Genomic DNA, 23,334 nt, shown 5'->3' on the forward strand with positions numbered 1-23,334 from the left:
GCAAGGCCCCGCGCGCAAGCTGGGGCTAGAGCGCGTACTGCTCGACGGCCTTGAGGAGGGTGCGCATCGACTGGTCGTCGACCGAGAACTTCCATTGCACACTCGTGTCCGCCACCTGGACGTCGAGTCCCTGGATTTTCGGCACCAACCCGCTGAAGGCCGAGGCCATCGTGGCCAGGTTGTGCGCGCTCTCGATGCCACGCTTGCCCGTTTGGGCGCCCTCCGCGGTGTCGTACGTCAGGCTTCCCGCGAGCTCCATGCCCGGCTCTTTGAAGTTGCCGATGACCCTCACCTTTTGCAGGCCTTTGAGCCAATCGAGCCGCAGCGGCCCCGCGCTGAGGTTCGCCAGGTTCTGCGCGGCGAAATCCGCGGCCACGGCCCCCTCCGCGCCCTGCGTCTCGATCGTGGTGATCATCCACTCGGGGATGGATCGCTTGACCCGACCCTCCTTGATGCGGTCGAGCGCGCGGCGGATCCCGGTCTCGGTCCCGGCCAGCAAGGTGTGCGAGGTGAGCACGCACATGCCGATGTTGTTCAAGGTGAACAGCGTGCGACCTGCGTACGTCGATTCGACGATCTGGCCGCCCCCCTTCGCGGGCGTGTTCTTTTTGGCCATGTCGTCGAGCTTTTGCTCGTCGAAGCGCCCCGTCACGACGGCGGCCACGTCGACGCCCTGCATCGCGTAGCTGCCCAGCACGATGCGGTCGACGTCGCGCGAGGGGCGAAACCCCGCCTCCTCGCCGATGGGCAGAAGGCGCTCGGTGATGCGCGCGAGCTGCGGTCCCAACGTGGCGCTCGCGTAGAACGCCCGTGCGTCGACGTTGGTGACCGCGATGGCCGACCCGGGAAGAAGCGCCAGCGGGTCGGCGTCGATTTGCTCCGGCTTGACGTCCGCGGGCGTCTGCGGCGCCACCGAGTTCTCGGACTCGCCGCCACACGCGACCAGGCCGGCCGCCAAGAAGGTTGCTGCGGTAAGGACTACGGCGAAGAAGCGCATCGCTCCTTCATACCGAATACGAGCCCAGCACTTTGAAAAACTTCGTCAACCGTTTCACCTCTTCGAAGGCGGTCACGAGCGGGCGATCCGTCGTGTGGCCGGCCACCTCGACGAAAAAGAGGTAGGTCCAGGCGCTCACCGACGATGTGACCTGGAGCGGCTCGGCCGGTTGGGACTGGATGCGCAGCAGGTTGACCCCTCGCTCGGCGAATTGCCGCAAGACGTCGAGCAGCGCCCCGGGAGTGTCCGCCACATGGAAGACGAGTGCGGTGACGTCCTCCCCCGTCCGACTCGACGGACGCGTGCCGACGATGGCGTAGCGTACGCGATCGCTTGCATCGCCCTCCCCCGGCCTTATCGGCGATTCCACGGCCGACACGATTTTCAGGTCCGTGGCCACCAACGCCAAGATGGTCGGTTGGACGATGCCTTCGCGCTTCGTCTCGATGGGGACGACGGCAAACTCCGCACGGCGCCGGGCCACCTCCTCGAGGGCCGCGGCCGTTCCTTCCACCGCGGTAAGGTCCGCTGTTTTTCCGAAGCGCGCGCGCGCCGCCTCGTGGGCCGCCCCGCCATCCACCCCCGCGTAGACCACCTTGACGGGTAGCTCGAGGGCGAGGCATGCCGCGAAGATCTCGCGGAAGATCGCCTCCAGGCTCTCGGCGGGCATGTCGCCGTGCCCCCGTGCCACGAGCTCGTGAAGGGCTCCGGGATCGCTGCGAAGCTGCGGCGCATCATCTGCCCGAAGTTCACGAAGTTTCCGGGAAATCCGCGCTCGGTGCTCGATTGCGGAGAGAATCTGAGCGTCGAGTTTGGCGACTTGCTGCAAAAGCTCCACGCTCGCGCGTTTGCGGTCGCTCACAGCGGGAGAAGTTAAGCGACAAGATGCAGCCTGTCCATGGCGACGCGGGTGGACGCGACCTGGACGACTTGCGGTATCCTGTCACCGTGACGCTTTCGCGCACCGACCTGACGGAACTAACGGCCAAGTACGCCGAGATGCTCCGCTTGCGTCGCGCCGATGGCACGTCGACGTCGTCTGGCGCCATGAAGGCGGCGATGGCGCGGCTCGCCACCGAGTTCCCAGGCGCCCTTCGCGAGCTCGACGATTTTCCGCTGGAGCTCCTCGAGTCGCGCCACGCTGCACTCGAACGCGCGGCGCACGCGGACGGGGTCGAACCGTGGATGAGCGCCTGCGTTGCCTTTCACCGGCTCGCACGCGGCGCGCTCTCGGCGAAACGCTGGCTCGGCGGACGAAAAGACGTCGACGAGACCACGGCCTCGGACTTCGCCAACGCAGCCGGCGAGCTTGCCTTTTCCGAGGATGCCCTCGCTTGGAAGAACGAGCTTGCGGCCATCGCGCATCCGCCGCGCGGGCGCATCTCCCAGCTCGTGCTCCAGCGGGTGGCCAGCGCGCTTGGCGTCTCGACCGGCGAGGCGCGCACCCTCATTTTCGGGCCGAGCCGCCGTTCACCCCGCGAGACGTGGCTATGACGGCGCGCACCACGCCGGCTCCGCTCGATGCGAGCATGCGGCAACTCGCCGCCTTCGCTCTTTTTCCAGTCGCGGGCGCGGCGCTCGTGATCCTCGCGGCCCAGTTCGCGCCGCCGTCGTCGCTGACCTTGTTCTTCCACCTCGAGGCCGCCGTCGTGGAGGCGCTCGCCTGCATCGGCAGCGCCCTCGCCGCACGCGCCTTCGCCCGCGACGACTACTTGCGCGGCGCCTGGGTCTACCAGGCCGTGTGCTTCCTCTTCATTTTTCTCTCGGACCTCACGCGCTTCCCCGGCTTCCCACAGGCGACCGCCATCGACATCAGCCGCGGCGTTCTGTCGTTGATCGGCAACGGCTCCGCCATCGTGAGCTCTTTTCGATTCGGACGCGCGTGGAGCGAGGCCGATCTTCCCGATGCCACGCGCACACGCCGTCGCGCATACGTGGCCACGGCCATCGTTGCGCTCGCCGTGGCGGGCGGCCCGCTGGTGCATGACATGCGCGCCTTTTTCGCGGGCTACATCGAAGCCCTCACCAATGTGGCGTCGGAGCTGGGCGACATCGGCTCGCTCTGCATGCTCGCGCCGGTGCTTCCCACCGCCATCGCCCTGCGCGGTGGCACGCTCGCGTGGCCCTGGAGTCTTCTCGCAGCATCGCTCTTCGCGTGGCTCGCCTTCGATGGCGCGGTCAACTACGCCGGCGGCGCCCACGTCGACGACGTGACGAAGCGCATGCTCGTCGAGGTCTTCCGCAGCTTGGGATGCACCCTCACGCTCACCGCGGGCCTCGCCCAGCGGCACGTCCTGCGCCTCACCCAGCGCACGCTGACGCCACCGGCGTACTAGCTACTCGACCCGGTTGCGGCCCGCGCGCTTGGCCACGTAGAGCTTTTCGTCGGCGCGCTGGATCAACTCGAGCCCGGTCTTGTCGCCCTTGGTGAAGCTCGCCAGGCCGCACGAGATCGTCACCGGGATGCGCGCGCCTTGGAACTCGAACGCGTTCTTCTCGATGCTCCCGCGAAGCACCTCGGCCAGGATGCGCGCCGCGTCCAACGGCGTTTCGGGCAGCACCACCGCGAACTCTTCGCCACCGTAGCGGGCCAGCACGTCCCCCGGGCGAATGCGCCCAAGCACGATGCGTGCGACCTCTTTGAGCACGTGATCGCCGGTGACGTGGCCGCGCTCGTCGTTGATGCGCTTGAAAAAGTCCAAGTCGAACATCATCAACGAGAGATCGCGCTCGTGCCGGCGTGCGCGCCCGATTTCCTTGTCGAGGTACTCGAGCAGGTAGCGCTTCAAGTACGCGCCGGTCAGACCATCGATGATGGTCATCCGGTAGATTTCCTCGTGGTACAGCGCCTCGACGTCGTCGCCGGAGAAGTACTTGAGGATGGTCGACCCGATCTTCACCCGGTCGCCATTTTCCAGCCGGCGCTCGCTGGGCACCCGCTCGTCGTTCACGTAGGTGCCGTTGGTGGAGCGCTGGTCGGTGCACCACCAGCGCCCGCTCTTCTCTTCGACGAGGCAGTGACGGCGCGACACGCTATCGCCCTCGAGCACGATCTCGTTCTCTTCACCACGGCCGATGCGCGTGGGGTTCGTCAGCACGAAGCGCTTGCCGAGCTGGGTCGGGTCGCCCGTGTAGATGACCACCAAGCAGCCACCCTGCCCCACGCCTTCCGTAGCCGCCAGGCGCTTCGCCCGGGGATGCGTGACGCGGGTTTTTGCGCTCTCCGCGTCTTCTTCGTCGAAGTCTTGAGGCCGTTCGGACATGCGGTTTCTTTGGAAACTAGCTCCCGCTACTGGGACTCGACGAGCCTCCAGAAGAGGAGCCGGAGCCGGACCCGGAACCGCTCGAACTGCTTTGTGAGCTTGCCCCGGACGAACCATTCGATGACGACGAGGCCGCCGGTGTCGCGTCGGCCTTCTTCGAAGCATCGCCATTCGACGACGTTCCGTTGGTCTTGGAGCCTTCCGTCTTCTTGGTCGAGGAATAGAGGTCGGCGTACCAGCCTCCCCCTTTGAGAATGAAATTCCCCCCGCTGATCTGGCGCCGGGCGGTGGATTGGTTGCACTTCGGGCAAACGGTGGAGGCAGGCTCGGAGATCTTCTGGATCTCTTCCCACTGATTCTGGCAGTTCGAGCAGGCGTACTCGTAGGTCGGCATGGTTTTCTACGGCGCGAAATATGAACGCGCGAGCACTCTGTCAAGCGAACACGGCCCAACCGCACGGAGTGCCTTCACATATAGACACCCGAGCCCAACCGCTGCCAGTTTGTTCTTGCCGCCCCCGGGATCATTTCGTAGCCTCCAGCGTGACCCTATGTGAAGTGACCATACGTTTGCCATGTGGTCACTCGATGAGGATCAGCACAGCGGGCGGGTCCCGCTGCCGGAGCGGAAATGAAGATCAAAAAGCTCGAAATGATCGGGTTCAAGTCGTTCGTCGATCGGACCGTCGTCAATTTCGAACACGACGTCATGGGCATCGTCGGCCCGAATGGATGCGGCAAGTCGAACATCGTCGACGCCATCCGTTGGTGCATGGGCGAGCAGTCGGCGAAGCACCTCCGCGGTCGGGCGATGGAGGACGTGATCTTCAACGGCTCCGAGTCGCGCAGCGCGAACGAGTTCGCCGAGGTCACCCTCACCTTCGAGAACGACCGAGGTGACGTTCCGCTCGAGTACCAAGACTTCCCCGAGATCGCGGTCACGCGCCGTCTGAACCGCAACGGCGACAGCGACTACTTGATCAATAAGACGCAGGTCCGCCTCAAGGACGTGACGGATCTCTTCCTCGGCACCGGCGTCGGCGCCAAGGCGTACTCGATCATCGAGCAGGGCAAGGTTGGCCTCATCGTGAGCGCCAAGCCGGAGGACCGGCGCCTGCTGATCGAGGAGGCCGCCGGCATCACGAAGTACAAGTCGAAGAAGAAGCAGGCCGAACGCAAGATGGAGATGACGCAGCAAAACTTGCTGCGCGTCGGCGACATCGTGGCCGAGATCGAGCGCAACCTCGGTTCGTTGAAGCGGCAGGCGGCCAAGGCCGAGCGCTTCCTTTCGTACCGCAGCGAGCTCGAAGATCTGCAGCTGTACGAGGCGTCGCACCGCTACTTGGAGCTCTCGGGCTGGATGAAGCTCGAGGCCAGTGAGGTGGAGCGCTTCACGACGGAGAGCGACCAGGCACGCGTGGCCCTGACCGAGCGCGAAGCGCAGCTCGAGGGTTTCCGCACGCAGATGCACACCGCCGAGGAGCAGCTCGAGCAGGCGCAAAACACGAACTTCGGCGCCGAAAACGAGGTGCGCGCGGAAGAAGCCGCGATGACGCGCGCGCAGGACAAGCTCGATGGGCTTCGCCAGCGCGACGAGAAGGCTTCGACCGAGGAGCGCGAGATCGAGGAGCACTGGCAAAGTGCCCGGAGCGAGCGCGAGACCGTCGTGGAGGAAATGGCCTCGCTCGAGGGCGTGGAGGAGACGCATGCGTCCCTCGTCGGCGGCGAAGAGGACCAGCTCGCGGAGTTGGTCGCGGCGCACAACGAGGCCGAGCAATCGGTGAAGACGGTGCGGCAGCAAGTGTCGCAGGCGCAGGCGGACATCGCGAGCGCCCAAGCGAAGCTCGCAGGCATCGAGCGTCGCAAGGACGAGATGCAGACGCGCCTCGACAAGGTGGTGACGGAGCGCGAGCGCCTCGAAGGCGAGCGCCTCGAACAAGCCTCCCGCACGTCGCGGCTCGAGCAGGAGATCTCCGAGCACCGCACCGGCAAAGAGATGAGCGCCGAAGAGCAGACGCAGCTCGAGACGCGGCTCGAAGAGCTGAAGCTGCAGATCGCCACCAGCGAGCGGGAGCTCGAAGAGGCGAAGAACGAGTTCTCGCGCAAGCGCTCGCGACTCCACGCCCTCGAGGAAATGCTGGCGCGGCTCGAAGGCGTGGGCGCCGGCGTGAAGGCCTTGGTCGGCACGAAGGACGAGGCCTTGTGCGGCCTCGTGGCCGACCGTATCGAGGCCCCCGCGGAGTTCACCCTGGCGGTCGCCGGCTGGCTCGGAAGCCGCCTGCACGACGTGGTGGTGCGCGACGTCGACCGCGGCTTGGAGCTCCTCGACGGGCTCGCGCAGGACAAAAAAGGCCGCGCGGTCATCGTTCCGCAGAATCCGCAGTACGTGGCGGGGACCATCGCGGTGGGCGATGCCCCTCGCCTCGTGGACCGACTCCGCTACGCGCCGGAAGACGAAACGTTGGCGCGCTCGCTCTTCGGCGACACGCTGGTGGCCAAGGACATCCGCGAGGCGCGCGTCCTGCGCGAGCAGCTCGGCAACGTCGCGGTGGTGACCCTCGCGGGGACCGTGTTCTTCCAGGATGGGCGCATCGCGGGCGGCACCGGTGAAGACGTCGCCGCGGGCATGCTCGACACGAAGCGTGAGACGCGCGAGCTCACGCAAGACGTCGCGCGTCTCGACGCCCTGGTGGCCGAGCGCCTCGCCCAGCACCAGACCTTGCGCGCGGAGCTGGGCGAGACCCAGGGCGCGCTCGACAGCGCACGCCTTCGCGCGCACCAGGACGAGCTTTCGCTGGTCCGCGCCGAGAAGGACCTGCGCGCGCTCGAGGACCAACTCGCCACCATCGTGCAGCGCCTCGAAGCCCTGTCGACCGAAGTGGAGGACCTTGGTTCCACCTTGGCCGAGGCCGACGTCGAGCGCGCCGAAACGCAGCGCACCCTCGAGGAGACGAACGCACTTCACGAGGACGGCAGCGCGCAGCTCGGTGAGGCCGAGGCCCTCGCGGAGTCGTGGCGCGATCGCGTGGATGCGCAGCGCCAGGTGCTCACCGAGAAGAAGGTGCAGCTGGCCGGCGCACGCGAAAAGCTCACGGCGGCGCGCAGCACGTTGGCCCGCCTCGAGCGAAGCACGAAGGAGCTCGAGGAGCGTCGCACCCGCCTGCAGGCGGAGATCCTGGAGTGCGCCAAGTCGATGGGCGAGACCGCAGCCTTGCTCATGGCCCACCGCGAGAAGCACGCCGCGGCCGCCGAAATCGCTCGGGTCGCCGCCGAGGGGCTCACCCGCGTCCGCACCGAGGTCGAGTCGCTGCGCGTCTTCTTCGGCGAGCACGAGTCCGTGTTGAAGGAGCTTCGGGCGAGCGCGGAGCTGGCCCGCGAGGAGCTCACGCGGCACGAAATGGCCCTGCGCGAACGCCGTCTGGCCATGACCCACCTGCTCGAGGGCGTCGCGGAGAAATTCCGCGGGCTCGAGCTGGCGCGGGTCGTCGGCGACTACCACATGCGGCCGCCGCCCGAGGAGGACACGCACGAGCGCATCTCCGAGCTGGGGACGCTCATCGAGCGCATGGGCAGCGTGAACCTCGACGCCGTGCGCGAGCACTCCGAGGCCGAGAAGCGCTACGAGTACTACACGACGCAGAAGCTGGACCTCGAGAAGGCGCTGGCCGACTTGAACCAGGCCATCCAGCAGATGAACAAGGAGTCGAAGCGCCTTTTCGCCGACACGTTCCAAGCGGTGAAGGAGAAGTTCGAGACGATCTTCCCGCAGATGTTCCGCGGCGGGCGGGCCTCGCTCCGGCTGACCAACCCGGACGACATGTTGGAGACGGGCATCGACATCCTCGCGCAGCCGCCGGGAAAGAAGATCTCCAGCATCGAGCTGATGAGCGGTGGCGAAAAGGCCCTCACCGCGGTGTCGCTCATCTTCGCGATCTTCCAGATCAAGCCTTCGCCCTTCTGCATCCTGGACGAGGTCGACGCCCCGCTCGACGAGGCGAATGTTGCAAGATACAACGAGATGATCCGCAACATGACCGATCGGTCGCAGTTCATTTTGATCACGCACATCAAACGAACGATGCAGATGGTGGACGTGCTGTACGGCGTCACCATGCAGGAGTCGGGCGTCTCCCGCCTGGTGAGCGTCAAGATCAACGACACGGCCGAAAAGAAGCAGCGTCCTGGCCTCCCGGCGACGGGAGCCGGCGGCACGGCCGCGGCCGTGGCCTAACGACGAGGAATTACCGGCGCGGCGGCGAACTGTCGCGAACGAGTCACATGAACGACACTCCAGAAAGGTATCCACGCGATGCCCGAAGGAGGCTCTCATGTACTCTTATTCGACGCGCGCACGCGCCCTACGCGTATTTGGACGCGTGGGCGGAGTCAGCGCGCTGCTTGGGATCGCGCTCGTCGCCGCATGCTCGGACGACGACACCATGCTCCACCCCCCACTGGATGCAGCGACTCCGGACTCCGGCTCGCTGACCGATGGCGCCGTTCCGGACGGTGGGGTGAAACCTGCCTGTGCACCTGACGTCACCACCGGTGGAAAGGCGAAAAACGTCGTCTTCTTCCTGGGCGACGGCATGGGCATCACCACCTTGACCGGTGCGCGCATCTACTCCGTCGGCGAGGAAGGTTCGCTCACCATCGATACCCTGCCGGAGACGGGGTTCGTCCGCACCTATTCGCACGACTTCATGGTCACCGATAGCGCGCCGTCGATGAGCGCGTACATGACCGGGGTCAAGATGAACAACAACGTGATCTCGATGTCGCCCGAGACCGTGGCCGACCCGACCAAGTGCGTCGGCTCCTCGGGCTACAAGGAGGACTCCGGCGTGACGCAGAACGGCGCCGCGGTCACCACGTTCCTGGAGCTCGCCAAGAAGGCTGGGAAGGCCACCGGCGTGGTCACCACGACGCGCCTCACGGACGCGACGCCTGCGGCGACGTATGCGCACATTTGCCAGCGCAATTTGGAATTCGACATTGCCGCGCAAGTGGTTCCCGGCGGCGCCGGTTACAACGCCGCGCTGGGCAACGGGATCGATGTCGTGCTGGGCGGCGGAAGTGAGAAGTTCGACAAGGCCACGCGCCCCGATCAGCGCGATCTGTTTGCCGAGCTCACGGCCCAGAATTACACGGTGGTGCGGACGGCGGCCGATCTCGCCGCCTACAGCCCGAACTCCGGCAAACGGCTCTTCGGAAGCTTTACCCCGAACGACATGAGCTACGAGGTCGATCGCATCAAGGTGACCCCCGCCGTCGAGCCGAGCCTCACGGACATGGCGGTCGCCGCGCTCGACGTCCTCACCAAGGGGCCGAATGGCTACTTCCTCATGGTCGAAGGTGGGCGCATCGATCACGCGCTCCACGCAACGCAGGCGCGCCGCGCCTTCGAGGAGACCGTTTCGTTCGACCGGACCATCGCCGCCGTGCTGGCGAAGGTCGATCTCGCGAACACCTTGGTCGTCGTCACGGCAGACCACGATCACACGCTCGTGCACAACGGGTACGCTCACCGCGTGGGCAAAACCACGCCCACGAACCCCGGCTTGCTCGGATTCGTGCGCAACCCGGAGCCCGCGGCCGACGGCACCTTCACACCGGTCAACGATCGGGATGGCGTGCCGTACACGATCATCGGCTTCGGCAACGGCCCGAACCGCGTCGCGGGCAAGCGAACGGCGCTCGACGAGACCACCACGTCCGGCGTCGACTACCGGCAGGAGGCCACCTTCCATCTTTCCAGCGAGACGCACGGCGGAACCGACGTGTCCATTTGGTCGACGGGCGCTTCGTCCGAACAAGTTCATGGCTTCATGACCAACACGGCCGTGTTCGACATTTTGCGCTGCGGCGCGGGGCTTTGAGGAGAGGACTTCGATGAAACTCCGAACGACTTTTGCGGCGGCCTTCGCAGCCGCCGCCCTTGCACCGGCCACGGCCTATGCCGACGGCGAAGCGAAAAACGTCATCTTCTTTCTGGGTGACGGTATGGGGCCTGCCACGGTCACGGCGACGCGCATCTACCGTTACGGTGAGTCGGGCCAGCTGGCGATGGAGACGCTTCCGCGCACGGCGCGCATCAAGACGTTTTCGCTCAATGCCCAGACGACCGACAGCGCACCCTCGATGAGTGCGTACATGACCGGCGTCAAGATGAACAACGACGTCATCTCGATGTCGGGCGACACGGTCCGCAGCGCGATCTGCGCGCCGACGAACGGCCGCCCCGCCACGACGCTGCTCGAGCTGGCGAAGGGCGCGGGCAAGGCCGTGGGCTCCATCACGACGACGGAGCTGACCCATGCCACGCCTGCGGCGACGTACGCGCACATCTGCAACCGCGACCTGGCACGCCAGATCGCCGTGCAGGCCGTTCCGGGCGGCGCCGGGTTCAACACCGCGCTCGGGGACGGCGTGAACGTGCTCATGGGCGGCTCGCAGGCGCACTGGTTGCCGCAGGCCGATCCCTCGACGGACAAGCGCGACCTTTTGGCCGAGTTTGCGGCCAAGGGCTACACCGTGGGCAAGTCGAAGGCGGACTTCGATGCCCTGGATGCCGCCAACACGACGAAGTTCATCGGCGTTTTCAGCGCGTCGGGGCACCTCGACTACGAGTTGGATCGCGTGAAGAAGAACCCGGCCGCGCAACCGAGCCTCGCCGACATGACGTCGAAGGCGATCGACATTCTGGTGCACGCCTCCAAGGTGAGCGGTGACAAAGGCTTCTTCCTCATGGTCGAGGGAGGGCGCATCGACCATGCGCTCCACGCGACCAATGCCAAGCGCGCCCTGTCCGATGCGGCCGCGTTCGACGCGGCGATTGCCGCGGCGCTCGCGAAGGTCGACTTGAAGAACACGCTGGTCGTCGTGACGGCGGACCATGACCATACGATGGCCATTAACGGCTACAGCCGCATCGCCGGACCGACGACGGCGGACAACCCCGGTGTCCTCGGGGTCGTCAAGAACCCCGACGGCACGACCGTGCTCGATGCCGATGGCCTGCCGTACACCATCCTTGCCTTCGGCAACGGCGTACGCCGCCCGAACGTCCGCGGCGCCGACGACATGAAGGCGCTCGTGGAGTCGAAACCGGCATCGCCGGTGGTCGGCACGGGCAACACGCTCACCGTCGACCCCGCAGCGCCCGCGCAGGGCAATCCCGAGGCCGACAACTATTACCAAGTGGCCGGCGTCGGCACCGTCGGTGCGGGCAGCGAGACGCACGGCGGCGGGGACGTGATGCTCATGGCGGGTGGCGCCGGAGCGTCACGCTTCAAGGGCACCTTGGACAACACGCGGGTCTTCTCGCTGGTCAAGGCGGCGCTGGGTCTATGATGCGCGGGCCGTGGCCGTACGCGATGCTCGCGTTGAGCGTGGCCGGCTGCTCGAAGAGCGATCCGGCCAAGCCGGGCGCGGATGGCCCGCGGCCCGATCCACACGGTTGTCTGGCCGCGACAATCTCGCACCACGAACACACGGACGATCGCGACGGGGTCGAGCACGACGTGCACTACAAGGAGCGTTTCGTGCGCTGCGGCGACCGCGTTTGGACGGAGCGCATCCTTCCACGCGGCGTTCCCGGGGAGGCGGCCCACGGGCATGAGCATCACGCCATGCCGGCGACGTACACCATGGCGCGCCTCGTCGTCAGGACCCACGACGACGAGGCCACGTTGGCCATGGTCTCGCGCGCCGAGCGGCGGATCATCGCCGTCACACCGGAGTCCTACGACGCCGCACGCTTCGATGGGACCTTCGACGCGGCGGCGCACATCCTCTCGTCGCGCGCGATCGCCACGATGCCGCGGCTCGAAGGGCGCGAAGCCCCCGTGGGTGCCGAGTGGCACGGGCGCTCGGGCGCGGCCGGCGCCGTGCGCGTGCTCTGGTCGAAGCTCTACGACATTCCGCTGCGCATCGAGAGCGAGTCCGAGGGTGCCGCCAAGCGGGACACCATCGAGCTCGCCCTCGAGCCGCCTCCCCTCGCCTCCGATCTTCCGTGGGCCGGACTGGATGCCTACGAGAAGAAGAGCGACATGGATTACATGGATTAAACGAAGTCCGCGCGGAGGCGAAATACGAATTACAGCTGGTAGGTATATCCGACGCTGATGCCGAATCCGAGGGCGGTATTCTCGGTGATCGAGGAGCCGCCCGGCAAATCCCTGCTGTCCTTGCCGATCAAATTGTAATAAAGGAACTGGCCCCGGATATCGATGGGGAGTTCCGGGCTAATCACATATCCGCCAAAAGCGTTGAAACCAAATCGGGTGTACGAGTCACCGTCGCCCGGATCCGGATGGGTGGAGATGAAGTTGAGTCCGAGCTCACCGCCCGCATAGGGACCTGCCAGCGGGTTGTCGCTGAAGAAGAACCAACGGGCTCCGGCCCACACGGGGATGACGGAAACGCCCGACTTGACGTTGCCCCCGGTATTCGGAAATTCCTTCTTGAAACCGTGGATGTACCCGATGCGGCCCGTGATTTCGAGTTGCGGGAGGACGCGGTAGCCACCGCGGCCAAGCAGGCCGAACTGGATGCCCGTGATGTCGGAGAAATCTCCCACGGGAATGACAAACATGGCGTCGCCCCCAACGCCGATCTTCTTCTCCGTGTCCGCGGCGAGCGCAGGAACGCTGAACAAAGTGGCGGCCGAAAGAACTGCTGCAACGAGAGCTTTTCGCATGGAGAGAACCTCAGTAAAGGCTGCCGCTCGACCTCGATCGCGGTTGGCGCGAGGCGTACCACAGCCGTTGGGGTGGTTGGGAATGCCCCATTAAGAGTCGAAGAAGGTGCACCTGCGCAAGCGAAAGCGCGCCTTCTTCGATAAGTCTCTCCCTACCCGCCGTCAGTTGACGACGGTCGAGCAACCGATGATCACACGAACCTTGGCCCCGGGGTCCGCTTTCAAATTCGCGCAGGCTTGGCCCGTGAGCGTCACTTTCGTGCGCGCGGCGTCCAGGGTCCATCCCTCATTCGGCTTCACGACCTTCTCGGGCTGCCCGGTGGGCGTGTAGAGCACGTTCACCTTGTTCGGATCGAGACCGGGACTCACATTTTGCAGCGGCAGGTCGCAGCTTTGGAGCGAAAGCGCCACGTTGTCGATGGCCGCTTTGATCTCATTTTGGATCTGGTCCGCCGTTTTGGCGCCCGGGGTCACCTGGTAGTGGCAAGGCTTGCCGGTGGAACCGTTCCAATCGGGCGTGCAGTCTCCCGGTGCCGCACCGCCAACCTTGGCGAGTTGGCTCAGGAACTTCTCGTCGTACACGAGCGGATCGTCCGTGGGATCGCCGATGCCCACGACGAACGTGGTGATGTTCGGCGTGGCCGCGCTCACGGCATCTTTGATCTTCTTCTGCGTCGCCGCATTGTCGCCGCCGGTCGGATTCGGAACGCCGTCGGTCATGAGCAGGATCACGCGCTTGCCGCCCGCCTCGAGCGGCGCAGCCGGCTGAAAGTTGGTCAGCCGCGCGATCTCTCCACCCGGACGCCCATTTTCGCCGGTGAACGCTTCGAGCAACGGCGTGCCTCCGCTCGGCCACACGCCGGGGGCGATTTTCGACCGCAGTGTGTTCTTCTGCGCCGCGGTCATCGCACCGATGTCCACGGTCCTCGCAGCCGCGCTCGAGACCGTGCTCGAAAAGAGGTACATGCCCACCCCCAACTTGGGGTTCTGGTTCTGCCCTGCAAAGTACGCGGTAAGGGCTCCGCGCGCGGCAATCCACTTCTTACCCGTCAAGCCTCGGTAGGCGGGGCAGTCGTTGATGTCGTCCCCCTCCTGGTGGCACACGTTGAGCGTGCGCGTGGAGGCTTCGGGATCGAGCGAGCGCCTTCCTTGGAGAAAACACGTCGTCGCGCCGGATGCGGGCGGCGGATTGTTGTCGCACGGCACCGCCGTCGTGGGCGCGCCGTGACCATCCATGCTGCGCGAACCGTCGAGAATGATATCCAAATAGACGGGAAGCCGCGTGGTGCCACTTTGTCCCGTGGCGCACTGGGGCAGGCCACCGTCGCCGAGAAGGCCGCCATCGCCAAGGAGGCCACCATCCGGGAAGCCGCCGTTGGGATCACCACCGTCGCCGTTGCCGTTTCCACCGTCCGGCGTATTGCCGAAGCCGGACGGGTCGTCACTTCCGCACGCAGCCAAATTCAAGCCAGCCAGCAGCAACACCCCCGTCACCTTCATCGCCATGCGTCGCATGCAAAGTCCTCCAAGTTCCCCGAAGCGAATGGGGCCAGGTTACGCATCCTAGCCCGATGCACAAACGGGCACGACCGCGAAACCATAGCCCTGACCGCCACCATCAGGAAAAATTCAGCGAACTTTGAACATCTCATAAATCCAGCCGGTGGTCTCGAAGCGGAACTGTGCGCTGAGATCGGGCAGGATTTCGTACACGCGCGTGCCCGTGTAGTTGGCCCTCGGTAGAAGCACGAAGACGCGACCATCGAGCCGGATGGAGAAAAATTGGCCGGTGAACGCCTCGATTCCATTCATGGGCGTGGCTGTGCGCGTCGTCAGGTTCAGCACCCAGAAGTGCCAGTTTTCGCTTTGGTTGACGGCGCGCTTCTCGTCCTCGCTGGCATTGGGGTTGACGGTGATCCCACGGTGATCGAAGACGGCCAGAAAGCCCTTGTCCCCGCCATAGTATTGAAAGGCAGCGGCCTGGAGCCCGCCGGTGATGTCCTCGAAACGAATCGTGAAGTCCGCATCGATGGTCTCTTGGCCCGCCTTGATGCGCACCATGCAGTTGCGCGGTGCGCTCGCGTCGTAAAGCCACGCCGTACCGCTCCCTGGACCGCTGCTGAAGTACACGTTGCCCTGATCGTCCTTGGCCGAGCGGTGCAGGTGCGGGCACGGTGTGTCGAGCAAGGCACGCGTCTGGTCCGTGTCGGTGTCGTAGACGGCAACCTGGGAGTACGGCGCGAAGCGCTGGAAGTCGCTGGAGGCCCAGTAAAACGGCTGGAAGGCGCGATGGGCCTGGACGGCTTGCTCGTAGCCTTGGTTCACGTTCAAACCGTCGCGCACCAGCTGGATGCGCGCATCACCGCGCACCGTGCCCTGGATCTGCAGACGCGAGGGATCCCACACGATGCGGTCGACCACATTCAAGGCGCTGTAAGCCTTCAGCGGGCCCGTCGTGATGGTGCTGAAGAAGCTCGCCGCCGAAAGCCCCTGGGCCGCAAAGTTGATGCGACCTTCGTCCGTCCAGTTCGTGCGGTTCGTCACGTCGAAGCGCGTGATGACGGGCGCCTCACCGCTGGCGACGAACAGCTTGCCGTCGATGCCGGCCGCACTCGTCGTGCCCGGAAACTCGCGCGCCTCGGCGCGGTCGATGCCGGCCGCGTCGAGGGAGTCGAGCACATTGACGTAGGTGGTGGCGCCCTGCACGCCCATGACCTGCGTCACCACACCGTACGCGTGCTCCGAGCGCACGGCGCTCTCGCTCTTTCCGTCGCCGTCGCTGCTGCTGCAGGCCGAAACGAAAACGAGGGTGCCCATTGTGAACATGACTTTGAAAATCATTTGCATGAGCAATCTCAAACCCGCGCACCGATGTCAACTGACCGTGGGCTGTCAGGAGGCCCCTACGTTGATCAGGCGTTCACACCACCGTCGATCACCAACTGGGCACCGTTGACCGATCGCCCCTCGGCGCTGGCGACGTAGGCGACCAAGCCTGCCACGTCGTCGGCGTTGCCGTAGACCGGAATGGCCATCAGGCCGCGCTGATGTTCGGCGTGGACCCCGTCGGCGGGATTCATGTCCGTATCCGTCGGGCCTGGGGAGATGAGGCTCACGCTGATGCCGCTCGGGCCGAGATCGCGCGCCATGCCCTTGGTGAGGCCCACGAGCGCCGCCTTGCTCATCGAGTAGAGCGTCATGTACGGCCCGGGCACGCGATCGGCCAGGTTGCTTCCGATGTTGATGATGCGGCTGCCCGGCTTCATGTGCCGCGCGGCGGCCTGCGAGGCGACGAAGACGGCCTGCACGTTCACTGCGACGATGCGGTTGAAGTCCTCGATCGTGGCCTCGAGCAACGGGCCCGCAATCCAGATGCCCGCATTGTTGACCAGCACGTCGAGGCGTCCGAACACGCGCACCCTCGACTGCGCGCACCACCGCCGCGGGATCCGCACCGTCGGCACGGAGGGCGAGCGCACGCCGGCCCGTGGCCTCGATGTCCGCCGCGACCTTCTGCGCCTTTTCCTCGCTGCCGACGTACGTGAGCACCACGTTCGCCCCCTCCGCCGCCAGCCGTTTCGCCATGGCCGCCCCCATACCGCGGCTTCCTCCCGTGACCAACGCGACCTTCTCGTTCAAACGCGCCCCCGCAACCGGGGCCTTGGGCAAGCTCGACATACCGTCCGTTCCTTTCCGATTCGATTTATGTGTCAATCGATACAGAAATGATGGGGCCTTGCCGACGAGGGTCAAGGGATTAACTTGTCGATCGTTACAGAAATCAGGACAGGTATGGAGAAAGCCATGGCCGGACGCGGTCGCCCGCGAAGTTTCGATCGGCAGCAGGCGCTGGAGGCGGCCATGCAGGTCTTCTGGACCAAGGGCTACAAGGGCACCTCCATGGCGGATCTCACGCATGCGCTCGGCATCAATTCGCCAAGCCTCTATGCGGCGTTCGGAAGCAAGGAGGCGCTCTTCCGCGAGGCCATCGAACTCTTCACGTCGGACACCCAGCGCTACAACGTGTTGAACGGCCTCGAAGAGGCCTCCACCGCACGGGAAGGCATCGAGCGCATGCTCCGCGACACCGCGGTGAACTTCTCACAGCCCGCCTCGCCCGGCGGCTGCTTCATCACCTTGGCCGCCATCCACAAGGACTGCGACGAGCTCGAAACAGATCCCATCTTCGAGGAACTGCGAACGATGCGCGCCTACCCCATCGAGCGCGTTCGGGAGCGCGTCGCACGCGCGATCGCCGAGGGCGAGCTGCCATCGTCGGTGGACCCGGCCGCCATCGCGAGCTTCTACATCACCTTTCAGCAAGGGATGTCCCTTCGCGCCCGCGATGGCGCGTCACGCGACGCGCTTCTCGCGCTCGCGGAATCCGGGATGCGCGCCTGGGACGCGCTGATTGGCTAAAACCGACTCAGTGCTGCAACTTTGAATTCACAATCGTCCAATGACTATCCGATTGGACGGCGCATCAACGACAGGTCAGGGACACAGACGGCGATTGGCGCTGGTGGCCGCGGCCGTTTCGGTGCAGTTCGTCGTGCTCGGCAGTCCGTCGTTGCCGGGAACGCCGGTGACCGTGGTGGGCGGATTCACCGCCAAAGGCCTATAATTCGGCGAAGGTGTGTACAGGCTCGAAGGGTCGTAGCTCGCGCTGGGATCGTAAGCGGTTCGCGGCTGCCTCCCTTCGCTCGCACATGCCATCAAGCCAAGGGCGACCAGGGCGATGGATGCAGTTCGAAATGAAACCATGGGGAGCCTCCTTTAGATCGAAATCACTGATTACAAATTAGGGATGCGATGCAGCAACGGCTACTGCATCCGTACGAATGACCGCCATACGAAAACTGCATGGCTTACATGCGTGTCATGCAAATAGGCCATGCCCAAGCCCGCTGCGGCCGAGCGGCACAGGTGCTTCTTTTCTAGGTTTTTTGGTACTGCTCCCCCCGGTCCTACCGGTTGCTACTGGTCTCTGGTTGGATGCTCGATCCACACGGAAGCGAGCACCTCCATCGGGGCAACCAACAGCGGGAGCAGACTTATTCCCTATTTGGCCGGCGAGTTGGCTGGGCCACGCGGGGTTCGGGCGCCGTAGACGAAGTAGAAGAGCAGCCCAACCGCCAACCAGATCCAGAAGCGTTCCCACGTGTGGGTGGGCAGGCCCCAGGAGAGCCAGCCGCAAAACACGATCCCGAGCGGAGCGTTCACCCAGATCCAGGGGGCGCGGAAGCGGCGCGGGGCGTCCGGGCGGCGGACGCGAAGAACCAGCACGCCCAGGCACACCAGGGCAAAGGCGAAGAGGGTTCCAATGTTGGTCAGTTCGACGATCTCGTCGATGTTCATGAATCCCGCGGGCAATAAGACGATGACACCGGTGAGCAAGGTGGCATTCACCGGGGTCTTCGTCTTGGGGCTCACCACACCGAACCACGGCGGAAGGAGCCGGTCGCGGCTCATGACCATGAAGATGCGGGGCTGCGCAATCTGGTAGACGAGGAGCGCACCCGCGAGGGCAATGACGGCGGCGACGCTGACGACGCCGGCGACCCAGTTCAGTCCCACGGCGGCGAACGCATGGGCGATGGGGTCGGCGATGTTCTGGTAGTCGGTGTAGCGGAGCATGCCCGCCACGACCGCACAGACGCCGATGTAGATGACCGTGCAGATCAGCAGGCTGCCCAGAATGCCCCGCGGCAGGTCCTTTTCTGGCTCCTTGCATTCCTCGGCGGTCGTGCTGACCGCGTCGAATCCGATGAAGGCGAAGAAGATGATCGCGGCGCCGGCCTGCACGCCCCGCCAGCCGTTCGGCATGAAGGGGTGGAAATTCTCGGGGTGCACATAGAAGGCCCCCACGGCGATGACGCCGATCAGCAAAACGACCTTGATGGCCACCAGGATGCTGTTCGTGCGCACGGACTCACGGACGCCCGCGACGCAGAGGGCGGTGATCACCACCGTGATGAACATGGCCAGGAGGTTCATCCCGACCGGTATGCCGAAAATCACCGGTGCACCGGCCAGCGCATCCCAGTGCGAGAACACCGTGTTCCCATCCAGCGTCCCCGCCCGGGCCTGGGCGAACAACGTCAACTGGTTCCCAAAACCCAGGCCCGTGTGCGCTGCCGCGTATTCGCTGGCAGGTTGAAGCATCGTACGGGTATCGAGGGTAAGCCAGCCCGGCAAATGGATGCCCATGCCATCGAGCAAGGAGGTCGCATAGCTACCCCACGAGATGGCGATGGCTACGTTGGAGACGGCATACTCGAGCAGAAGATCCCAGCCGATGATCCACGCCATCAACTCGCCCAAGGTGGCGTACGCATACGTGTACGCGGACCCCGACGCGGGGATCATGCTCGCGAGCTCCGCGTAGCAAAGTCCAGTAAAGGTGCAGGCCACCGCCGTGATGACGAAGGACAAGATGAGCGCGGGCCCTGCCGCCGGGCGTGTTACGCCAAAATTGACGTCGAACCCGCCCGCGAGCCCCGTTCCCAAGGCCGAAAGGATGCCTGCACCAATGATCGCGCCGACTCCGAGGAGCATGAGATCCCAGGACGTCAAGGCTCGGCGCAGGCCCGTTCCAGCCTGCTCCGATTCCTCACAGTTGGCGCGAATCTGCTCAACCGTTTTGATGGCAAATAGACGCTCGAACACGAGGCTTGAGGTACGCTACCACTGCACCGGACATCAACTGGGAAAAAAGCGGCGATGACCGATATCGCGACCCACCTTCTGGACACCATCACCGCGGGCACCGAAAGTGCGACCCGCGCCCGTGAGGTTGGGACTCCTCATTTTCTCGAGGTTGGCGACGTCGTGGGTGGTCGCTACCGCGTCGTGGACCTCCTGGGGACGGGGGGAACGGCGCGGGTGTGGCTGGCGGACGACGCGGTCGAGGGCCAGAGCGTCGCCCTGAAGGAGATCGAGGCGATGCCCGTCTCCGCGCCCGACGAGGTCGAGGAGAGCGCGCTGATGTTCCGCCGCGAGTTTTTCGCGATGCGGCGGCTGCAGCACCCGTTCACGCTCAAAGTCTACGACTGCGGCATGCTTCCGTCGGGCAACCGCTACATCACGATGGAGCGGGTGGAGGGCGAGGATCTTCGCGCGCGCGTTCGCGACGAACCGCTCGATTCGCCGGAGACGTTCGGGCTGCTCATGCGGCTGGCGCAGACGCTCGCCTTCATCCACGCGCGGTTGTTCGTTCACTGCGACATCAAGGCGGACAACGTCCGTCTTTTCGAAGACGGCAGCATCAAGCTCATGGACTTCGGGCTGATGCACCAGCTCGGAACGCCGACGATGGGCCGGCTCTGGGGAACGGCCGCGTACATCGCGCCGGAGTGGCTTGCCGGCGGCGCCATCGATGGGCGGGCGGACCTGTATTCGCTGGGGGTGCTCGGGTTTTTCGCGGTGACGGGCCAGCATCCGTTCCACGGCGCGACCGTGCAGGAGCTTCTGCGCGCCCACCGCGAGACACCACCACCGGATCCGGTGTCCATCCGACCCGATGTCGATCCGGAGCTTTCGAGCATTCTGCTGCGCCTCCTGGCGAAGGAGCCGACGGAGCGGTTTCAAAGCGCCACCGAGCTGATGGCCGCGCTCGCATCGGCCAGCGATGCCATCGCCTCCGAGGAGCCGCTGGCCGCCCGCGCGAGCTACCTGCACGTGCCCACCGTCGTGGGTCGGCAAAAGGAGTCCGCACGGCTCGAGCAGGCCCTGCGCGCGGCTGAGCAGGGCGACGCGCGCGCGCTGTTCATCGCGGCGCCGGCCGGCACGGGAAAATCGCGGCTTCTGTCGGAGTTGGAGCTGCAGGCGAAGCTATCCGACGTGGCGTTCGCGTTCGGGCAGTGCCATGCCGAAGGCCTCGCGCCGCTGGCGCCGCTCAAGCGCGCGCTGCGTCTGCTCTTGCCCATCACGTCGTCGGACTTGATCGAGAGCATCCGCGAGCCACTGGCGCCGTTGCTTCCACCGGAGTACGGGCCGCGCGAGGGCGAACGCAAAGTGCGTGCGCCGGCGGAGGAAAAGCTCGTCGTCTTCGAGGCACTTTCGCACTGGCTCAGCGAGCTCGCGAAGCACCGGCGCTTCGTTCTCTGCTTCGAGGATCTGCACTGGGCCGACGATGCGACGGTCGAGCACCTCAATGTCATCATCCGGGTGCTGCAGGGCACGCATGGCCTGGTGTGCGGGACGTTCCGCTCCGACGAGCTGACCCGGCTTTCGCCGATCTACCAGACGGTGGTCGAGGGCGCCGCGCAGATCCTCAAGCTGTCCCCGCTCGCGCGCGAGCACCTTCGCGAGTTGGTGGCCTTGGCGCTGCCCGGATTCGTGGTGCCCGAAGCCTTCGTGGCCAACCTGCATGCGGCCACGCACGGCAACGTCTTCTTCGCCACCGAGTGCTTGCGTGCACTGGTGGAGCAGGGCGCGTTGCGGCGGCTCACGGGGCGGTGGTTCGCGCACGACGATCTGGCCCGCGTCGCCTTGCCTTCGAGCATCGAAGACGCGATCCAGTCGAGGCTTGCCACCTTGGGGCCCGAGCAGCTCGAGTTTCTGCAGCGCACGGCGCCGGCCGGGCGCGTGCTGGACATGACCCTCGTTCGTGCGGCCGCGGAGCTGGAGGACGAGAAGCTATTCCTCGCACTGGACGAAGCCGTCGAGCGGCAGTTCTTGCAGTACTCCGGCGGCCAATACCACTTTACGCACGACACCGTGCACAAGACGATTTACGACGCCACGGCGGACATGGATCGGCGCCGGCACCACGGGCGCATCGCCGAGCACCTCGAACGGACCGTGGGGAAAACGCCGGAGGGGGCGCGCGCGTCGGGTTACCACTTTGCGCGCTCGCTCGAGCCTTCGCGGGCGATTGCGCCGCTGCTCTTGGCATCGAGCCACCTGCTCGCGCACAGCGGCATGCTCGAGGGTTACCGCATTCTCAAGGAGGCGGAGGCGCTTCTGGAGAACGATCCGCAGTATCCGAATCGCACAGAGCTCCAAGTGGCGGCGTGGGGAAAGCTCATCGAGGTGGGCTACAGCAGCGACACGCCGGCCTCGTTCTTCTTCGCGGAGAAGCTTTTCACGTATTGGAAGACGGCCGTGGATCTCGATCTGGGGCGAGACATCGTGCGTTCGCGCACCGCTGCCGAGGCGCGCGAGGCCTACCGCGAGATCCCCGTGCGCGCGAACATGACCGCGGAGGAGGCGTTTCTCAAACGCTCCGAGTACCGCATCCTGCAAAGCATCGCGCTCGCCATCATGGGGCGCACCGTGGAGTTTCAAACGGTGCTCGCCAAGGCGGAAGCCGACGGCGACAAAGATTCGCCGTTCCGGGCCGCGGCGTACATCGCCAAGGGCGGGCTGACGGCGCACACGGGGCACTTTGCCGGCATCGTCGACGAGATGATGGGGCACCTGCACGTGCTGCGGAGGTTTCACCTGTCCCGTGGGCCGAAGAGCGCGGGGCCGGCGCGCCTTTCCTGGGCGCTGGCCATGGGAAGCTATTTCCTGAATATGAACTTGGCGCTGATGGGCAAAGAGACCGATCCGCATGCCACCTCGGACGGCATGTCCGTGGCGTCGGAGTTCGGATTCATCGAGCTACGGATTTACCATCTGTTCTCGCTGCTGGTGCGCGCCTCGTTCATCGGCGATCGGAGCAAGTTCGACCCGCTCTACGCGGAGATGAACGACTGGATGCGGCGCCTGGGGAACCCTTCCCTGCCCGAGCGAAACCTGGCCATCTACACGCCGCCGTATTACCTCGAACGGTGCGAGATCGATCTGTCCACGGCCATCGTGCAGCGCGGCGCGCACATCAGCGAACATGTGCTTCCCGGCGATGGGTGGCTCAAACTTTACGTGGCGGTCTACCGCGGTTGCCTGCTCGTCTTGCGAAGGGAGTACGACGCGGCCTACACGGCGTTGACGCAGGCCATCGAGCTGGCCCGTGCGCGCGACTTCCGGATGGAGACGTACGCGCTCGTCTACCTGTCGCGGCTGGAGAAACTTCGCGGCCGGGAGGATGCCGCACGCAATGCTGCGGAGCTCGCCCTGTCGCGTGCGACCGATCCGTTGCACGCGAATCCCTTCGACGAAATTATTGCGCGCCGAGCCATGGCGGATGTCTTGCCGGGTGCGGCGGGCGATCGCGAGCTCGAGCAGGCGCGTGACGTGGCCAGCGACTCGGGCAATGTGCTCCAACACGGGGTAACCTTATTGACGCTCGCAGAACGGCGTTCGTGCACGCATGCGGGCGGCGCATGTGCTCTTCTTACCTTGGCCCAGAAATATCTCAGCGCGGCGGGGGCAAGCGTATGGCTCGAGCGAGCGGCCCAACTCCGCGGTTCGTGGCAATAGATCGA

Annotated in this window: 17 protein-coding genes and 1 pseudogene; 8 read left to right on the plus strand and 10 right to left on the minus strand. The window is 65.4% G+C overall.

The features are described from left to right. Positions 1-25 precede the first annotated feature (25 nt). Positions 26-997, minus strand: a complete 972-nt coding sequence (locus tag LVJ94_22995; GenBank protein WXB10082.1) for a hypothetical protein — start codon at positions 995-997, stop codon at positions 26-28. A 7-nt stretch (positions 998-1,004) separates the two neighbouring features. Next, positions 1,005-1,859: a chorismate mutase gene (locus LVJ94_23000; protein WXB10083.1), complete on the minus strand. Its 855-nt coding sequence runs from the start codon at positions 1,857-1,859 to the stop codon at positions 1,005-1,007. A gap of 23 nt (positions 1,860-1,882) precedes the next feature. Between LVJ94_23000 and LVJ94_23005 the strand changes: the two genes are divergently transcribed. Both LVJ94_23005 and LVJ94_23010 read left to right on the plus strand, forming a co-directional pair. Next, positions 1,883-2,491, plus strand: coding sequence for a hypothetical protein (locus tag LVJ94_23005; protein ID WXB10084.1), 609 nt, complete (start codon positions 1,883-1,885; stop codon positions 2,489-2,491). Further along, entirely contained in the window at positions 2,488-3,333 is an 846-nt protein-coding gene (locus LVJ94_23010; protein ID WXB10085.1) for a hypothetical protein, read from the plus strand. Before LVJ94_23005 ends, LVJ94_23010 begins: the two co-directional genes overlap by 4 nt. Here LVJ94_23010 and LVJ94_23015 read toward each other — a convergent pair whose 3' ends face one another. Continuing rightward, positions 3,334-4,260, minus strand: a complete 927-nt coding sequence (locus tag LVJ94_23015) for a GGDEF domain-containing protein (GenBank protein ID WXB10086.1) — start codon at positions 4,258-4,260, stop codon at positions 3,334-3,336. A 16-nt stretch (positions 4,261-4,276) separates the two neighbouring features. Next, on the minus strand, positions 4,277-4,654 hold the full coding sequence (locus LVJ94_23020; protein WXB10087.1) for a zinc ribbon domain-containing protein: 378 nt from the start codon (positions 4,652-4,654) through the stop codon (positions 4,277-4,279). Between the two features lie 237 nt (positions 4,655-4,891). Between LVJ94_23020 and smc the strand changes: the two genes are divergently transcribed. The 4 genes from smc (at position 4,892) to LVJ94_23040 (ending at position 12,329) form a co-directional block, all read left to right on the plus strand. Next, positions 4,892-8,491, plus strand: a complete 3,600-nt coding sequence (gene smc, locus LVJ94_23025) for a chromosome segregation protein SMC (protein WXB10088.1) — start codon at positions 4,892-4,894, stop codon at positions 8,489-8,491. A 97-nt stretch (positions 8,492-8,588) separates the two neighbouring features. Then, positions 8,589-10,139 carry an alkaline phosphatase gene (locus LVJ94_23030; protein ID WXB10089.1) on the plus strand — a complete coding sequence of 517 codons (1,551 nt, stop codon included), beginning with the start codon at positions 8,589-8,591 and terminating at the stop codon, positions 10,137-10,139. Positions 10,140-10,152: 13 nt separating this feature from the next. Beyond that, on the plus strand, positions 10,153-11,613 hold the full coding sequence (locus tag LVJ94_23035; GenBank protein ID WXB10090.1) for an alkaline phosphatase: 1,461 nt from the start codon (positions 10,153-10,155) through the stop codon (positions 11,611-11,613). Beyond that, positions 11,610-12,329 carry a hypothetical protein gene (locus LVJ94_23040; GenBank protein WXB10091.1) on the plus strand — a complete coding sequence of 240 codons (720 nt, stop codon included), beginning with the start codon at positions 11,610-11,612 and terminating at the stop codon, positions 12,327-12,329. Before LVJ94_23035 ends, LVJ94_23040 begins: the two co-directional genes overlap by 4 nt. A 29-nt stretch (positions 12,330-12,358) precedes the next feature. On the opposite strand, the gene LVJ94_23045 is transcribed toward LVJ94_23040, so the two are convergent. The 4 genes and pseudogenes from LVJ94_23045 to LVJ94_23060 all read right to left on the minus strand — a co-directional run bounded on the left by LVJ94_23045 (position 12,359) and on the right by LVJ94_23060 (position 16,639). Beyond that, positions 12,359-12,961, minus strand: coding sequence for a porin family protein (locus LVJ94_23045; GenBank protein WXB10092.1), 603 nt, complete (start codon positions 12,959-12,961; stop codon positions 12,359-12,361). A gap of 162 nt (positions 12,962-13,123) precedes the next feature. Further along, entirely contained in the window at positions 13,124-14,476 is a 1,353-nt protein-coding gene (locus LVJ94_23050) for a VWA domain-containing protein (protein ID WXB10093.1), read from the minus strand. Positions 14,477-14,590: 114 nt separating this feature from the next. Then, positions 14,591-15,778 (minus strand): hypothetical protein, encoded by a 1,188-nt coding sequence (locus LVJ94_23055; protein WXB10094.1) that lies wholly within the window; start codon positions 15,776-15,778, stop codon positions 14,591-14,593. Between the two features lie 95 nt (positions 15,779-15,873). Further along, a pseudogene (locus tag LVJ94_23060) lies at positions 15,874-16,639 on the minus strand (SDR family oxidoreductase). 126 nt (positions 16,640-16,765) lie between these two features. On the opposite strand from LVJ94_23060, the gene LVJ94_23065 reads away from it, so the two are divergent. Continuing rightward, entirely contained in the window at positions 16,766-17,380 is a 615-nt protein-coding gene (locus LVJ94_23065; GenBank protein WXB10095.1) for a TetR/AcrR family transcriptional regulator, read from the plus strand. 75 nt (positions 17,381-17,455) lie between these two features. Here LVJ94_23065 and LVJ94_23070 read toward each other — a convergent pair whose 3' ends face one another. Further along, positions 17,456-17,725, minus strand: a complete 270-nt coding sequence (locus LVJ94_23070) for a hypothetical protein (protein ID WXB10096.1) — start codon at positions 17,723-17,725, stop codon at positions 17,456-17,458. A gap of 297 nt (positions 17,726-18,022) precedes the next feature. Then, positions 18,023-19,630, minus strand: coding sequence for an amino acid permease (locus LVJ94_23075; GenBank protein WXB10097.1), 1,608 nt, complete (start codon positions 19,628-19,630; stop codon positions 18,023-18,025). Between the two features lie 54 nt (positions 19,631-19,684). Here LVJ94_23075 and LVJ94_23080 point away from each other — a divergent pair, with 54 nt between their 5' ends. Next, on the plus strand, positions 19,685-23,329 hold the full coding sequence (locus LVJ94_23080) for a protein kinase (protein ID WXB10098.1): 3,645 nt from the start codon (positions 19,685-19,687) through the stop codon (positions 23,327-23,329). Positions 23,330-23,334: the final 5 nt, after the last annotated feature.

Source organism: Sorangiineae bacterium MSr11367, assembly GCA_037157805.1.
Classification (GTDB): domain Bacteria; phylum Myxococcota_A; class Polyangia; order Polyangiales; family Polyangiaceae; genus Pendulispora; species Pendulispora rubella.

Coding starts and splice junctions, on each gene's coding strand:
- LVJ94_22995 (WXB10082.1), bottom strand. CDS start 997: ATGCGCTTCTTCGCCGTAGTCCTTACCGCAGCAACCTTCTTGGCGGCC.
- LVJ94_23005 (WXB10084.1), top strand. CDS start 1,883: ATGCAGCCTGTCCATGGCGACGCGGGTGGACGCGACCTGGACGACTTG.
- LVJ94_23010 (WXB10085.1), top strand. CDS start 2,488: ATGACGGCGCGCACCACGCCGGCTCCGCTCGATGCGAGCATGCGGCAA.
- LVJ94_23015 (WXB10086.1), bottom strand. CDS start 4,260: ATGTCCGAACGGCCTCAAGACTTCGACGAAGAAGACGCGGAGAGCGCA.
- LVJ94_23020 (WXB10087.1), bottom strand. CDS start 4,654: ATGCCGACCTACGAGTACGCCTGCTCGAACTGCCAGAATCAGTGGGAA.
- smc (WXB10088.1), top strand. CDS start 4,892: ATGAAGATCAAAAAGCTCGAAATGATCGGGTTCAAGTCGTTCGTCGAT.
- LVJ94_23030 (WXB10089.1), top strand. CDS start 8,589: ATGTACTCTTATTCGACGCGCGCACGCGCCCTACGCGTATTTGGACGC.
- LVJ94_23035 (WXB10090.1), top strand. CDS start 10,153: ATGAAACTCCGAACGACTTTTGCGGCGGCCTTCGCAGCCGCCGCCCTT.
- LVJ94_23040 (WXB10091.1), top strand. CDS start 11,610: ATGATGCGCGGGCCGTGGCCGTACGCGATGCTCGCGTTGAGCGTGGCC.
- LVJ94_23045 (WXB10092.1), bottom strand. CDS start 12,961: ATGCGAAAAGCTCTCGTTGCAGCAGTTCTTTCGGCCGCCACTTTGTTC.
- LVJ94_23050 (WXB10093.1), bottom strand. CDS start 14,476: ATGCGACGCATGGCGATGAAGGTGACGGGGGTGTTGCTGCTGGCTGGC.
- LVJ94_23055 (WXB10094.1), bottom strand. CDS start 15,778: ATGGGCACCCTCGTTTTCGTTTCGGCCTGCAGCAGCAGCGACGGCGAC.
- LVJ94_23065 (WXB10095.1), top strand. CDS start 16,766: ATGGCCGGACGCGGTCGCCCGCGAAGTTTCGATCGGCAGCAGGCGCTG.
- LVJ94_23070 (WXB10096.1), bottom strand. CDS start 17,725: ATGGTTTCATTTCGAACTGCATCCATCGCCCTGGTCGCCCTTGGCTTG.
- LVJ94_23080 (WXB10098.1), top strand. CDS start 19,685: ATGACCGATATCGCGACCCACCTTCTGGACACCATCACCGCGGGCACC.